Origin of the sequence: Leptospira meyeri (genome assembly GCF_004368965.1) — a bacterium.
Taxonomy (GTDB): Bacteria; Spirochaetota; Leptospiria; order Leptospirales; family Leptospiraceae; genus Leptospira_A; species Leptospira_A meyeri.
Map to the genome: position 1 here is coordinate 531,551 of NZ_SORO01000001.1, position 14,577 is coordinate 546,127.

Here is a 14,577-nt window from a genome sequence, read left to right on the forward strand (position 1 = left end):
CCTAAAAACCCTTAACGAATGTACCCGAGTAAAATCGAGATTGGCATGGAACAATTTCCAAGGAAGACAATAAGACCAAGTCCTGTGGAAATTTTCTGAATGCTTGGGTTGTGTTTTGGTGCGAGGATTCCCAGTGTTTGTAACATAGATCCCAATGCATGAGAAAAATGAAGAGCAAGGAAAACCATAAAAACGATATAAGTTCCGGAAATGATGGGATCTTGAAACCCAAGAATCACCATTGCATATACATCATGTACTACATCGCCATTTTTGAGGATGTATTCGTAAGTGTAGTGTTCCGGATTCGTGATCCCTAAAGTAAAATGTGCCAAGTGGTATACAAGGAACGTGAGTAAAAGGAGTCCACTATATGCCATCGTACGAGAGGCAACTGAAGCTTGGATGGTAGAACCCTTTGCGTAAGACACTGGCCTTGCTTTAGAGTTTTCAATTTTTAGAAGGATGGCCGTACACACGTGACCAAAAAAGGCCACAATCAGTCCGATCCTTGCTACCCACAATAGGGGTCCTAAATCTTTGAGAAACTTTGCGTAGGTGTTTAATTTTTCTGGTCCTTGGAAAACTTGAAGGTTTCCGACCATGTGAAGGATCACGAACCCAAACCAGATAAATCCGGTAATGGCCATTATGATCTTCTTTCCAATTGAGGATCGAAAGAAGTCTAGACTCAACGTCATTGAAGAGCTCCTGTAGAGTGTAGGTGTAAATTTTTCTATTACGTCCAATTTCAGACAGATTCCACTTCCCGTAAATTCATAAATCTTCACCGAAAGAAACTTGCGAATTTGAGTTTGTTTCTCAATAAGAATTGGGAAAAAGTTATGTTTGAAAAGGGGTTGAGTTGCGCCCCAAGATCATTGATTGTAGCAAAATCTTGCGAAGAGAACAAAAAGGGAACAATCAGATTCATCATTCCTGGTCCAATAGGCTCATTTTTTTTTGTTTTTTCTTCCTTTCGATTCAATGTTCCAAACCCAGTGGGAACTTTCCTGAAAATAGAAGGGCGTATTTACGTGAAGTAGGTTTGCCCATCCTTGTCACCATTCGTCCACGTCACAAGATTAATATGAAAGAATTACAGTTGTTTGTTAAAACAGAAAACCTAACAAATATTAGTATTTCAAAATTTCAGATTTTATTTTTTGCTCTCGACACACAGAAACAAATTTTAATTCCTGAAGACAAAAAAACTCCAGAGTTAATCTGTTCGATTGAAAAAAAAATCCAACCAAATGTGATTCTCAAATGCCATGTAGGACCTTATGTTTATACTAATCTTTGGTCATCGATCCAAATTCAATCTATTTCATTTACCACTGAAGATCAGATACGACATGTCATCAGCGAAGAGGACTTAGATGACGTTACTGTTTGGTTATAATTTTTAGTCATTTTATTGTGAAAAAAATTAGGCTGAAATTAAAAACAGAAAAGAATCCAATGGTGTTGACATCCAATTCATAAAATTTTAATATTCCCAGACCGTTATGTTTTCAAAAATCAAAAATGATCTCCCTTCAGGCTTAGTTGTATTCTTAGTTGCACTCCCACTTTGTTTGGGTGTTGCATTAGCAAGCGGAGCCCCTTTGCTTTCCGGGGTCATTTCTGGTGTAATTGGCGGAGTGATTGTTGGTATCCTCAGTCACTCGAACACAAGTGTGAGTGGTCCAGCAGCAGGGCTTGTTACTTTGGTGTTGGCAGCGATTGCAAGCCTAGGTGATTATCATACCTTTCTTCTCGCTGTTTTTCTTGCCGGATTGATTCAAATCACCATTGGTTTTTTAAGAGGTGGATTCATTGCAAATTACATCCCGTCAAATGTGATCCAAGGTTTACTCGCATCTATCGGAATCATCCTCATCTTAAAACAAATTCCTCATGCTGTCGGATTCGATGTCGACCCAGAAGAAGACTTTATCTTTTTTCAAAAAGATGGGGAAAACACATTTTCTGAACTTTTTAATATCATCAATTTTTTTTCTTGGGGAGCCGTTATCATTGCCGTCTCTTCTCTGGCGGTTATCTTTACTTACGAAAAGGCGAAATGGAAACCGTTACAGTTTTTACCTTCACCCGTCCTTGTCATTCTTTTGGGAGTATTTCTAAATGGTATTTTTCAAATCTACTTCCCTGGACTTTATCTTTCTGAAAAACATTTAGTTTCAATACCGAATATCAAAAATTGGGAATCAGTTTTTTTCTTTCCCAATTTTTCTGCCATCACGGATACCAAAGTTTGGTATTTTGCTTTTACGATCGCAGCTTTTGCCACTCTTGAAACTTTACTTAATTTAGATGCAGTTGAAAGGATTGACCCACATAAAAGGTTGGCCTCACCAAACAGAGAACTTGTGGCTCAAGGAGTGGGGAACTCACTCTCTGGTTTGATTGGTGGCCTACCAATAACTTCTGTGATCGTTAGAAGTTCAGTGAATATATATGCAGGAGCAGAATCAAAACTATCAACAATATTCCACGGTATACTTTTATCCATTAGTGTTGTTTTTTTTGGATCTTTTTTAAACCTAATTCCACTATCCTCATTAGCTGTGATTTTAATTGTCACGGGCTTTAAACTAACAAACTTAAATTTATACAGATCAATTTACAACAAAGGAATTTACCAATTCCTCCCATTCATAGCTACTATTATAGCAATCATCTTTACCGACCTTCTAACTGGTGTATTAATTGGGCTTTCCATAAGTTTTATATTTATTCTCAAAAACAATTACAAAAATCCATTTTCAGTTGAAACCGAAACTCTTAATATTGGTGAAACCATTAGAATTGAACTTCCAAACCAAGTTTCTTTTCTGAACAAAGCTTCCATTAAAGATACACTTTGGGCCTTGCCAGAAAATTCTAAATTGATAGTAGATGCATCTAACTGTAATTTTATCGATCATGATATCTTAGAAGTTTTGGAAGAGTTCAAAACGGTCGTTTCTGTAGAGAAAAAGATCCAACTGAATCTGATTGGGTTAAAAGACTCCTACGAACTGAGTGATCAAGTTCAGTTTGTGAATATTTTAGATAAAGAAGCACAACAGAAATTAACTCCTGATGAAATTTTGGATTTTTTGAAACGAGGAAACGAAAGGTTTGTAAAAGGGAAATGGTCAGAAAAATACTTCAAACACCAAGTGAATGCCACGGCCTTTGGACAAAATCCCATTGCTGTAGTTTTATCTTGTATTGATTCCAGAACAAGTCCCGAAATTATTTTTGACGCAGGTCTCGGTGATATCATTTCGATTCGAATTGCAGGTAATATCGTTAACGAAGAAATACTTGGAAGTTTAGAGTTGTCCTGCGACAAGATTGGGACAAAACTAATTGTTGTTCTTGGTCATTCTAATTGTGGGGCAGTTTCGAGTGCTCTTTATGCGCTTCGAGAAGGAAACATTGCAAGCATCACAAACAAAATCCAAAAAGCCATTGATGAGTCTGAAAAAATCATCCACCCCATCCAAAAAGAAAACGAACATATTTTCAATCATGTCGTAAAAGCAAATGTAAAAAATTCCATCCAAGAGATTTTAACTAAAAGCCCATTTTTATTAGGAAAAGTGAATTCCAAAGAAATTAAAATTGTCTCTGGATTTTATGATACATCTTCAGGTGAAGTGCAGTTTTTTGAATCTATCGTATGAATTTAAAAGGAAAAAATTGAACTTAAAATAATATAGTAAATCCCAGACAACTAATCAATCACATTGTCTGGGAAGTGGTCTATTGTTTATTTATAAACGGGAACAAATAGTGGTTTGTAAGCATTCCGATTAACGTAAGCAATAAACGCATTGGCAACAACAACAAAAATCCCAACAGGGATTCCTTCAGGGGCGATCATTATATGAACAAAGAAAATGTTCACAACTATGGGAGCAATGACAATCGAAGCCAACGGAACAAATCGACCTGATAAAAAAGCGATCGCACAGATAAGCTCCGTTACCTTAATGAGGGTCATTAAATAACCAGAAGCTTTGATACCATCATTAAAAACTTTTAAATCTCCCGTTGTTTCTGGCTGTTGGACCAAATTAAAGAGAATTACCACGGAAGAAAAAAGGAATAATGCACCAAGCAGTACCCTAACAATTATATAAGCAATTTTCATACCATTTTCCTTTGAATGTTCTTATTTCCAAACCAGGACTTTCCAAAAAACATCCTAGTTTTCCGAATTCTGAACAAAACAAATAGAAAGTCACTATGTTTTCAAAGGATTCTAAATTTCAAATACCAAAATAAAAGAAAACTTTCCGTGTTTTTTCAGGATGAATCTGCAATAAACTCGTTGTTTGGTGGCATTAACTGGTAGGTCAAACTTATGAAATTTGGATTTCGGCTTGCTTCAACTATGATCTGTTTGTTGGCTCATTGTGTAGCGACTTCACGTACAGATTTTCCTCAAACGGATCAATCAGAAAAATCGCTACGACTCCAATATGCGCAGGAACTGGAAACAAAAGTTTTAAAAGTTGGCCCATCACAGGAAATTTCGATCGGACAATTTGCACTCCAATCACTATCAAACACAAGTCCTCGTTATTTCTCCGTCAGTTCTTTGTCTCCTCTAAAATCCAATGAACCTCCTGAACCCGGAGTGATCGTATTGAAAAAGGTACAAGTGGATCGGTCTCTGGAGTTTGAAGAAGGGACCACCAAATTCCGTCAGGCAACTTTCGCCTCCATCGTGGAATTTTTAGTGGTGAGTCCACAAGGAGAACAACAACGCATCTTGGGACATTCTGGACAAATCATATCCAGAACCATTCCTTTTAGTGCCGAAGACACTGAGTCAAAAGACAAAATTGCAACGAGCATTCAGTCTGCAATTGAAGAAGGCTTAAGGAAGATCGTTTCAATGAAAGATTTTTCCTCTTTTTTCCAGACCCAAAATATTTTTCAACGATGAGATTCAGTCTTTAACAAAAAAGATTTTCGCACTAGAGTTGACCATCTCGTTTGAGTTGCATTACAAGATTCAATTAAGTGTAACCCATGTGAGTGATCTAATGTGTTACCGATGTGCCTTTCCATACAAAACACCGCTCCCGTAATGCGACATAATACTAATTATGGGAAGTTGCATATTGCTTCAAAATAGATAGTATCTGAAATCAAAATAATGATCCGTCCTCCGTCCTTAGCGTTTCTCAAAAATCAGCGGAGATAAACGATTGGTAAAATGGGAATTATTTCCCATTGAATATAAGAACTCGATTGTTATCAAAATCACTTACGAACAATTGTTTTCCTGACAAGTAGACTCCGTATGGATAAGAAAGTGTTCTAGCGGTTGGGTTAAGTCCAGTAACTCCTGTCTGCCCATCGTCATTTGACATATTATTTGTAAAATTACTTTGTCCCAATACTTTGTCTGCTGGTTGTCCATTTACAGTTGGCATCGAATCCCAGATTAAAACCCGGTTGTTGTATCCATCGCCAATGAATAACTGCACCCCGTTAGAAAATAGATTATAAACGCCTCCTACAGAAAATCCACTAGCAGTGGTTGCCGAGACATTACTCTCCATGTTGGCCTGACCCAAAACAAGATCCGCAGGTTGTCCGTTCGTCGTTGGTATTGTATTCCAGACCAACACCCTTCCATTCGATGAATCCGCAACAAACAACCGAGTGCCATCAGACCAAACCCCTCCGGGAGTTGCTAGAGAACTTGCCGTTGGCGTAGGACCTCCTCGGTTTGAATTACAGGAATTGAAATCAGCTTGGCCTAAAACAATGTCAGGTGGAGTATAATTCGAAGTAGGAATTGTATTCCAAATCAAAACACGGTGATGGCCTTCATCAGCGACGAATAATTTACCATTGGCTGTCGAAACTCCCTCACTTGAAGACAAATCCACGTTAGAGCAGGTTCCAGGACCGGCTGTAGTAAAATTGGAAACTCCTAATACAACATCAGCAGCTACATTTGACGTGGGTAAGGTGTTATAAATCAATTGCCTGTTGTTCACTGTGTCAGATACAAATAGTCGATTACTAGAAGATGCTATGCTCCATAAAGAAGAATAAGAGTTGGCAGTTGGAGGGTTTGCCAAACTAGAAGAAACAAAATCAAGTTGGCCGATCACAAAATCGGCAGCGACACCATTCATATTAGGAATTTGTAGATATCCTAGAATACGATGATTTCTTGAATCCGATATATATAATTTATTACCACTGACGGTTACTGGCCCCGGTTGGTTCAAACTTGCTCCCGACACAGGAGCTAAAGTTTTCGTTACAAAATCTGGCTGACCAATCACGATGTCCGCATTCTGGAAATTAGAGAAGTTAACCAAGCCTCTCGTGGATGAAATCTGAAATCCGCAATTTGGCGCACTTTTTCCGATACTCCCAATCAGTAGTAGGGTTTCCCAATAAGTTTTGCCTTTGGGGTCACAAGGATTTCCCCATTCATTACCAGAACACTTGCTCGAACTAAAAAAGACTAGCAAGGTACTAATGCAAAAGAATGTTCTCGATTTCGGAAACATACTCGATTTTTTATACTCCATGAATGCCACAAAAGCGGTGGGCTGGTTTCAGGAAAAACCTGGTACCAATCACACCATACCCTAGGAATTTCCCTAAGAATTGTAATATTTTAGGTAGTTTAGAACTTTAACTCTGTAAAGTCGATTAAAAACTTGGCGCGGAGAAATAAAAATTTAACTAACATTAAGCGCAAATTCCAATGATCGAATACCGTGGCACTATTCACTTGTATAAGACATCATTGACTATGCTTAAGTGTAGGTTGTATTCATTGGAGGAAGGTGGGAATAGACAAATAGGGCATCTCCCCCAATCCTTGTTTTTGAAAACCATCAAGCAAGGATTGGAAAAGAAAATTCTTTGTTTATGTTCAACCAATTTGATAAAAGGAAAATAAACGATGTATCATTCCATCGTTATTTAATCTTCTCCAAATAATTTGCAAGATTTTCCAAGTGTTGTTTCCCACCTTCAATGGCTCCATACTTTTCATTCACACGCTCTAATTCTGCTTTGCTTGAGAATAGTTGTTCCATAATGAGATTGGTTCCTTGCCCTTCTCTCTCAAAGACGATTCGTGATTGGAAGTCTACATCTTCGTCCCCTTCTCCATCACCGATATGTTTGTAAGTAATTGAATTTGGTTTATTAATATCAATAAATTGAATTTTATTTTTATAATCATGTCCATCTGGTCCATGCATAATAAATTCCCAAATCCCACCATTAGAAAAATCTAATCTTTTGATTGTTAATGTAAATCCATCTGGACCCCACCATTCTGTTAAATGTTCCGGTGTCGACCAAACCTCAAAAAGAAGATCAACTGACACATCGAAATATTTTTTATAAGTAACCTTGTTTTCTTCAACTATTGTTTCTAAGTTATTTTTTATCATTTGCTCTCTCCATTTTTAATTTTATTACATAACGATCTAACTTATCCAAACGCTTCGTCCAAAGATTCTTAACCTCTAAAATCCAATCTTCCATTTCCTTCATTCCTTGTTGGTTTAAGCTATAAATACGTTTCTGAGCTTCCTTTTTTACATGAAGGATTTTTGCATCTTTCAGTAATTTTAGATGTTGTGAGACAGCAGGAGGACTTATTTGAAAATTTTGACTAATCTCTGAAGAGGTGAGTTCTCCATTTTTGGCTACAAGTCGCACAATATCCCTTCTTGTCTCATCCGCCAAAACTGCAAAAGCGTTCATAAGGATATTAATTAAGAATTCACTTAATTAAGTCAATACTTAATTAAAAAAATAACAAACAATTTTAAATCTGATATTCATTCCTTTTTGATGATTGATTTTATCCACGTTTGCCTTCAAAGTCCATTCGAATAATAACCTAACAAACGTTTTCCGGATCATATCTGAACCAATAGCAACTTTGTTCAATTGAAAATTTTAAGAATCAGTATAATTCCAATTTAAAATCAACTTTACCTTTTTTATGATATTTATGTTTTTTTTATTGCAAACGTTCTATAATCCGATGTCATTTTCTTTCAGTTGTGAACTACAGAACCGTGTTCTCATAACAGACCATAGATCGGAAAATATCAAATGAGGAAATTAAATGACAACATCACTTCTTAGAAATCCATCTGTTGTGGTGATCGGTGCAGGAATGACCGGCATCTTACTTGCGATTGAACTAGAAAAAGCAGGGATCACAGACGTTACCATATTAGAGAAAAAAAACGACCTAGGAGGAACTTGGAGAGAAAACACCTATCCCGGTGTTGCTTGTGACATCCCAGCTCATATGTATACTTACAGTTTTGAACCCAATCCGGAATGGAGTCACCGTTTTGCCCACGGCGACGAAATCCAAGCCTACTTCAAACGAGTCAGTGAAAAATACAAAGTCACACCCAAAATCCATTTCAATGAAGCCGTTTCAGAAGCATCCTATCAAAATGGAAAGTGGACCACCAAAACAAATCAGGGAAAAACTTATGTATCCGATTTTCTCATTTCGGCAACAGGGATTTTACACCACCCAGCTCGCCCGAACATTCCAGGATTAGATTCCTTCCAAGGAAAATGTTTTCATACGGCTGAGTGGGATCATTCCGTTAGTTTGGATGGAAAACGAATTGGGATCATTGGAACAGGTTCGACCGCCGCTCAAGTGATTCCAGAAATTATGAAAGTGGGAAAAAAAGTTTCCGTTTTCCAAAGAACTCCACAGTGGATTGTTCGTGTTCCCGATGCCAATTATACAGAAAAGGATAAAGAACGTTGGAGAAAAGACCGCAACATTCTGAAACGATTTCATAAATGGTATACCTTTGCCGTAGAACAAACGTTTTCTAAAGCTGTCATAGGTAAAAAACTCCCTCATATGCTAATGAGTTTTCTTTGTAAACGGAATCTCAAGAATTCTGTAAAAGATCCTGTATTACGAAAAAAACTAACGCCTAACTATCGAGTAGGTTGCAAACGTGTGATTGTAAATTCTACCTTCTATGATGCAATTCAAAAACCAAATGCCGATTTGGTGACAGAAGGGATTGAAAAAATCACAGAAAAAGGGGTGATCACAAAAGATGGAAAACTCCATGAACTGGATGTTTTGATTCTAGCGACAGGATTTCATCCATTCAACTTCATGAGACCAATGAATTTAACAGGGAAAGATGGCATTTCAATTGAAACTGTTTGGAAAAAGAAAGTCCAAGCCTATCGGTCTCTCTTCATTCCTCACTTCCCTAATTTTGTATTGATGTTAGGACCCAATACACCCATTGGAAATTTCTCTGTCATTGCGATGAGTGAAGTGCAAACCAAATATCTGATGAAGATCATCCAAGATTGGAGAAAAAAGAAATTTGATTCCATTGAGACCACAGAAGATGCCTTAAAACAATTTGCCGCTTACCTCAAAGCTGGAATGAAGAATACAGTTTGGCTCGGTGGTTGTCAAAGTTGGTATTTGGATCCAGATGGTGACCCTGCCATGTGGCCTTATACCTGGAGTCGTTGGGAAAAGGAAATGAAAACTCCTGAGTACAAAGACTTTGTTTTGCAATCCTTTTAACTTTTTTTAAAATCCTAAACAACATTTTTGCCGGTATTGCAAATCAATGCCGGTCTTTTTGCAAAATTAATCAATCTCATACTAAAAATTCGATATTTTTTCTCTTGTGCCTCGCGATTCCATCCAATCACAAAATTTGAAAGAATATGCGATCCCGCTCTCCGTTCCAATCTTTGCATTCGCAAAGGATTTCCACTGCGATCGGGTTCTTTGTTTAATCCAGAATTTGAATGAAAAAACTTGGATGTTTATTGCCATCTAACTTAGAAATGATGGTATCTAAAATTTCTTTAGAAACTCCCACACAACCAGATGTGGGTTTGTCCTCATTCCATGGATGTAAAAAAATCATACTCCCAAACCCAGGTAGAGCTGGTTTTGTATTGTGTTCAATGACAAAAAATAATTCATAAATATAAGGATCCCAAAGAGAAACTGCCCCTTTCTCAGGATAGGGAATCATTTGGTTGTAATTTTTAGAAATGGGAGAATCACTCCAATGAGAATTCTTTCGAATTTCATTGTATTCTAAATTTCGAATTTCTCGCTTTTTTTTGCCAACAATCCTTTGGAGAGGAAAAATCCCTGCTGGAGTGTGTCCATCCCCTTCTCTTTTTTCCTCTTCTCTGATGAGCCCATTTCGCCCAAGACGCACAGGTATTTTTTCAAAGACTGGGGCCCATTCCCCTTCAGTTAAGGTGTAAAAATCTAAAAATCCATAGGTTTCACCAGGCTTTGCGGTTATGAAAAGGATCTGTTCTGAGTCCAGGAGAGGAAAATCTCGCTTGGAATTTCCTTTGCCGGAAAGTGGAAGGAGGCCAGAAAAATAAAGAAAACAAAAGAGAACAGTGATATATTTGATTTTCTGGCATTGAAATTGCTTGGATTTTAGGGAGAAACCGAGAAGATGGAGCCAGAATGCTAGGGATTTCAGAGAGTCGATGGATTTCAGAGAGTCGATGGATTTCAAAACTCTTAAGATGACTCGAATGGCTCCCCCTGCTGGGCTCGAACCAGCGACCCAATGATTAACAGTCATTTGCTCTACCGACTGAGCTAAAGGGGAATCTCGAATCTGTGACCATGCTACGTAGGAAGGTCGCTAGGTCAACGAAAAAAAAGATTAAGAGCCAAAGGAAATTTTGAAAATTTTCTAAAAATTCAGGGGACCTAAGCTTAAAAAATGGATGTTTCCAACTAAAGATACCTTCATTGTGACATAATCCTCTCCGCTCCTGGAAGGGGAAAAAAATAGAAATTGTATATGTTGTTGTAGATGGGGTCTGCATGAAAATTGAGAGGCATTTTACCAAAGGGAATAAGGGTCTTTACCCGAATTTAACTTGGGTCCGTAAGGATTCTAAAATTACGAATACTGACGGGTCAGTTGTATTTGAGGCTAACGGAGTGGAAGTTCCGGATTTTTGGTCACAGGTAGCAACGGATATCCTCGCGCAGAAATACTTTCGAAGGAAAGGTGTTCCCAAATATTTAAAGAAAGTGGCGGAAAAAGGAATTCCAGAATGGTTACAACGTTCTGTTCCTGATGATGAAAAACTTTCCGCCCTCAATCCCGAAGATAGATTTGTCGGAGAATCAGATTCCAAACAAGTGTTCCATCGCCTTGCGGGATGTTGGACCTATTGGGGTTATAAATACGGTTATTTTACAGATGAAGACAGTGCCCGAGTCTTCTATGAAGAAGTTATTTTTATGCTCGCAAGCCAAATGGCTGCACCCAATTCCCCACAGTGGTTCAATACAGGACTCCACTGGGCCTATGGAATTGATGGAAAATCACAAGGACATTACTATGTAGATCCTAAGTCAGGGAAACTAGTAAGGTCAGCCTCTTCTTACGAACATCCACAACCCCATGCATGTTTTATCCAATCTGTGGATGATGATTTAGTGAATGAAGGCGGAATCATGGATCTTTGGGTTCGTGAAGCTCGTCTTTTTAAATACGGTTCAGGAACAGGAACAAACTTTTCTAACTTACGTGCTGCCAATGAATCTCTTTCTGGTGGTGGAAAAAGTTCCGGGCTTATGTCCTTCCTGAAAATTGGAGATAGAGCCGCAGGAGCCATCAAATCAGGAGGGACCACTCGTCGTGCGGCGAAGATGGTTTGTCTTGATATGGACCACCCTGACATCGAAGAATTCATTGATTGGAAAGTGCAAGAAGAGAAAAAAGTGGCATCCCTTGTTACGGGATCCATTCTCAACAACCGTCTCCTCAATGATATTATGAGTGCTTGTTCTTCCGCCAAACAAACCCTTGGTGAAGATGCCTACGACCCTACTGCCAATGTTGATCTCAAAAAAGCGATTCAAAAAGCAAGAAAAGCATTTGTTCCAGACAACTACATCAAACGAGTGATCGACCTTTCTAAACAAGGTTACAAAGATTTACTCTTTGAAGAGTTGACCACTGACTGGCAATCGGAAGCTTATAATACTGTTTCTGGACAAAACTCCAATAACTCTGTACGAATCACAAATGAGTTTATGGAAGCAGTCGAAAAAGACCTCCCCTTCCATCTTTACAACAGAACCGAAAAAGAAAAAGCGAAGTCACAAAACAGAGAAGCAAAACCTGCAAAAACTCTTCGGGCACGTGACCTCTGGGAGAGAATTGCGAATGCCGCTTGGAATTCCGCAGACCCTGGAACGCAGTATCATAGTACCATTAACGAGTGGCATACTTGCCCAGAAGATGGTGCCATCAATGCATCCAATCCATGTTCCGAGTATATGTTCCTCGACAATACTGCTTGTAACTTGGCTTCTGCAAACCTTGTTAAGTTCTTAAAAGAAGATGGAAGTTTTGATGTCGCGGGATACCGTTATTTAAACAAAATTTGGACCATCATCTTAGAAGTATCTGTCCTTATGGCTCAGTTCCCTTCCAAAGAAATTGCGGAACTTTCTTACAAGTTTAGAACCCTAGGACTTGGATATGCCAACCTTGGTTCTCTTCTTATGATCATGGGAATTCCTTATGATTCACAAGAAGCGATGGCTGTGACTGGTGCGATTTCTTCCATCATGCATATGACAGCTTATGCTACTTCAGCAGAGATGGCAAAGGAACTTGGACCATTTGCTGGATACGAAAAAAACAAAGACCATATGCTCCGTGTCATTCGTAACCACAGACGTGCGGCTTACAATGCACCAAAAGAAGAATACGAAGGACTTACCATCACTCCGGTGGGAATTAATCCTTCTTATCTTCCATCTTACTTACTGGAAGCAGCAAAAGAAGATTCTGACAGAGCCTTGGAGCTTGGTGAACAGTATGGATACCGTAATGCACAAGTCACTGTAATTGCACCGACAGGAACCATTGGTCTTGTGATGGACTGTGATACAACAGGAATCGAACCAGACTTTGCTCTAGTGAAATACAAAAAATTAGCCGGTGGTGGATACTTCAAAATCATCAACCAATCCGTACCAGCGGCACTCAAAAAACTTGGATATAGCCAAGCAGAACAAGATGCCATTGTAAACTACTGTAAAGGCCATGCTACTTTTAACGGAGCACCAGGTGTAAACACTGCCCGTTTGAAAGAAAAAGGATTTACAGAAGATGTTTTGGAAAAACTGGAAAAACAACTTCCATTTGTTTTTGATATCCAATTTGCATTCAACAAGTTCACATTAGGTGAAGATTTCCTATCCAAAACATTGGGAATTGATCCCGCAGTTTATAACTCCATGGGTTTTAACCTTTTGGAGACACTTGGATTTTCTGCGGATGAAATCACTCAAGCAAATGATTATGTTTGTGGAACGATGACGATCGAAAACGCACCTTTTATCAAGGAGAAGGATCTCGCTGTTTTTGACTGTGCAAACAAATGTGGAAAATACGGAAAACGATTCTTATCTTATCAATCACATATCCGAATTATGGCTGCGGCACAACCATTCATTTCGGGTGCGATCTCCAAAACGATCAACCTTCCCGAGGAGGCAACCATTGAGGATGTAAAAAATGCATACCTCATGTCTTGGAAAGTGATGATCAAAGCAAACGCTCTTTACCGTGATGGCTCCAAACTTTCACAACCACTTAACTCCGTATTCCAGTTGTTAAGTGCTGTAGGTGAAGAAGAGGAAGAACTTCAAACTTCTTCTGCTCCTAAAACGGTAACGGAAGTGGCTGAAAAACTAGTGTATAAATACATTGCGGAAAGGAGAAAACTTCCACACCGCCGTGCAGGTTATACACAAAAAGCAATGGTGGGTGGTCACAAAGTATATCTTCGCACTGGAGAATATGAAGATGGCCAACTTGGTGAAATCTTTATCGACATGCATAAAGAGGGAGCGGCTTTCCGTTCTCTAATGAACGCATTTGCAATCGCAGTTTCACTGGGTCTCCAACATGGTGTTCCGTTAGAAGAATTTGTAGAAGCATTTACTTTCTTCAAATTTGAGCCAAACGGTATGGTTTCTGGCAACCCTCATATCAAGATGTCAACTTCTGTGATCGATTACATCTTTAGAGAACTTGCCATCACTTACCTTGGTAGATACGACTTGGCACAAGTATCTCCAGAAGATTTAAGAACAGACGAAGTGGGTAGAAAGGCGACTGAACCGGCAAAGGACCTCGGGGGAAAGCAAGAAAGTAGCGGGTTAAGAGTTCCGATACAGGTAGCTCCCATTTCTATGAAGTCCGTGTTGGAAGAAAAACCAGAAGCAGTTGCAGTCGCAGGTGCGACGCCACCAACAGCAGCACAATCAGCAGCGGCCACTCTCAAAATCATTGCAGAAGCAAGAACCAAAGGTTATACAGGAGATTCCTGTACAGAATGCGGTTCCTTCCAAATGGTTCGTAACGGGGCTTGTCTCAAGTGTATCTCTTGTGGGTCCACTACTGGTTGTTCGTAAAAACAAACAAATTAAAGACTGAACTCTGCTCTTTAAGGTTAGAGTTCAGAATTAATAAAAAAAAAGATCTCTTG

The 14,577-nt window shown here is 38.8% G+C and carries 11 protein-coding genes and 1 tRNA gene; 5 read left to right on the forward strand and 7 right to left on the reverse strand.

Features of this window, described 5'->3' with window-relative positions:
• Nucleotides 1-11: 11 nt before the first annotated feature.
• Complete coding sequence (locus tag CLV96_RS02495) at nt 12-701, reverse strand: succinate dehydrogenase cytochrome b subunit (RefSeq protein ID WP_035983703.1); 690 nt, start codon at nt 699-701, stop codon at nt 12-14.
• Between the two features lie 164 nt (nt 702-865).
• On the opposite strand from CLV96_RS02495, the gene CLV96_RS02500 reads away from it, so the two are divergent.
• Nucleotides 866-1,405: a hypothetical protein gene (locus CLV96_RS02500; protein WP_243836392.1), complete on the forward strand. Its 540-nt coding sequence runs from the start codon at nt 866-868 to the stop codon at nt 1,403-1,405.
• 106 nt (nt 1,406-1,511) lie between these two features.
• Nucleotides 1,512-3,680 (forward strand): SulP family inorganic anion transporter, encoded by a 2,169-nt coding sequence (locus CLV96_RS02505; protein WP_134151841.1) that lies wholly within the window; start codon nt 1,512-1,514, stop codon nt 3,678-3,680.
• 86 nt (nt 3,681-3,766) lie between these two features.
• On the opposite strand, the gene CLV96_RS02510 is transcribed toward CLV96_RS02505, so the two are convergent.
• The gene (locus tag CLV96_RS02510) at nt 3,767-4,150 is read right to left on the reverse strand and encodes a DoxX family membrane protein (protein WP_004788600.1); all 384 of its coding nucleotides are present in this window, start codon (nt 4,148-4,150) and stop codon (nt 3,767-3,769) included.
• Between the two features lie 213 nt (nt 4,151-4,363).
• Here CLV96_RS02510 and CLV96_RS02515 point away from each other — a divergent pair, with 213 nt between their 5' ends.
• Nucleotides 4,364-4,951 carry a hypothetical protein gene (locus CLV96_RS02515; RefSeq protein WP_004788755.1) on the forward strand — a complete coding sequence of 196 codons (588 nt, stop codon included), beginning with the start codon at nt 4,364-4,366 and terminating at the stop codon, nt 4,949-4,951.
• 280 nt (nt 4,952-5,231) lie between these two features.
• On the opposite strand, the gene CLV96_RS02520 is transcribed toward CLV96_RS02515, so the two are convergent.
• The 3 genes from CLV96_RS02520 to CLV96_RS02530 all read right to left on the reverse strand — a co-directional run bounded on the left by CLV96_RS02520 (nt 5,232) and on the right by CLV96_RS02530 (nt 7,758).
• Complete coding sequence (locus CLV96_RS02520) at nt 5,232-6,311, reverse strand: NHL repeat-containing protein (protein WP_040917761.1); 1,080 nt, start codon at nt 6,309-6,311, stop codon at nt 5,232-5,234.
• A 648-nt stretch (nt 6,312-6,959) separates the two neighbouring features.
• Complete coding sequence (locus CLV96_RS02525) at nt 6,960-7,442, reverse strand: SRPBCC family protein (protein WP_004788447.1); 483 nt, start codon at nt 7,440-7,442, stop codon at nt 6,960-6,962.
• Nucleotides 7,429-7,758 carry an ArsR/SmtB family transcription factor gene (locus tag CLV96_RS02530; protein ID WP_004788513.1) on the reverse strand — a complete coding sequence of 110 codons (330 nt, stop codon included), beginning with the start codon at nt 7,756-7,758 and terminating at the stop codon, nt 7,429-7,431. The genes CLV96_RS02525 and CLV96_RS02530 overlap by 14 nt, the downstream gene beginning before the upstream one ends.
• Before the next feature lie 370 nt (nt 7,759-8,128).
• Here CLV96_RS02530 and CLV96_RS02535 point away from each other — a divergent pair, with 370 nt between their 5' ends.
• Nucleotides 8,129-9,595, forward strand: coding sequence for a flavin-containing monooxygenase (locus CLV96_RS02535; protein ID WP_004788715.1), 1,467 nt, complete (start codon nt 8,129-8,131; stop codon nt 9,593-9,595).
• A 214-nt stretch (nt 9,596-9,809) separates the two neighbouring features.
• Here CLV96_RS02535 and CLV96_RS02540 read toward each other — a convergent pair whose 3' ends face one another.
• Together CLV96_RS02540 and CLV96_RS02545 are read right to left on the reverse strand one after the other, a co-directional pair.
• Nucleotides 9,810-10,565, reverse strand: a complete 756-nt coding sequence (locus CLV96_RS02540; protein ID WP_004788659.1) for a L,D-transpeptidase family protein — start codon at nt 10,563-10,565, stop codon at nt 9,810-9,812.
• Between the two features lie 20 nt (nt 10,566-10,585).
• Nucleotides 10,586-10,661, reverse strand: a tRNA-Asn gene (locus tag CLV96_RS02545).
• Between the two features lie 221 nt (nt 10,662-10,882).
• Between CLV96_RS02545 and CLV96_RS02550 the strand changes: the two genes are divergently transcribed.
• Entirely contained in the window at nt 10,883-14,503 is a 3,621-nt protein-coding gene (locus CLV96_RS02550) for a vitamin B12-dependent ribonucleotide reductase (RefSeq protein ID WP_004788861.1), read from the forward strand.
• Nucleotides 14,504-14,577 lie beyond the last annotated feature (74 nt).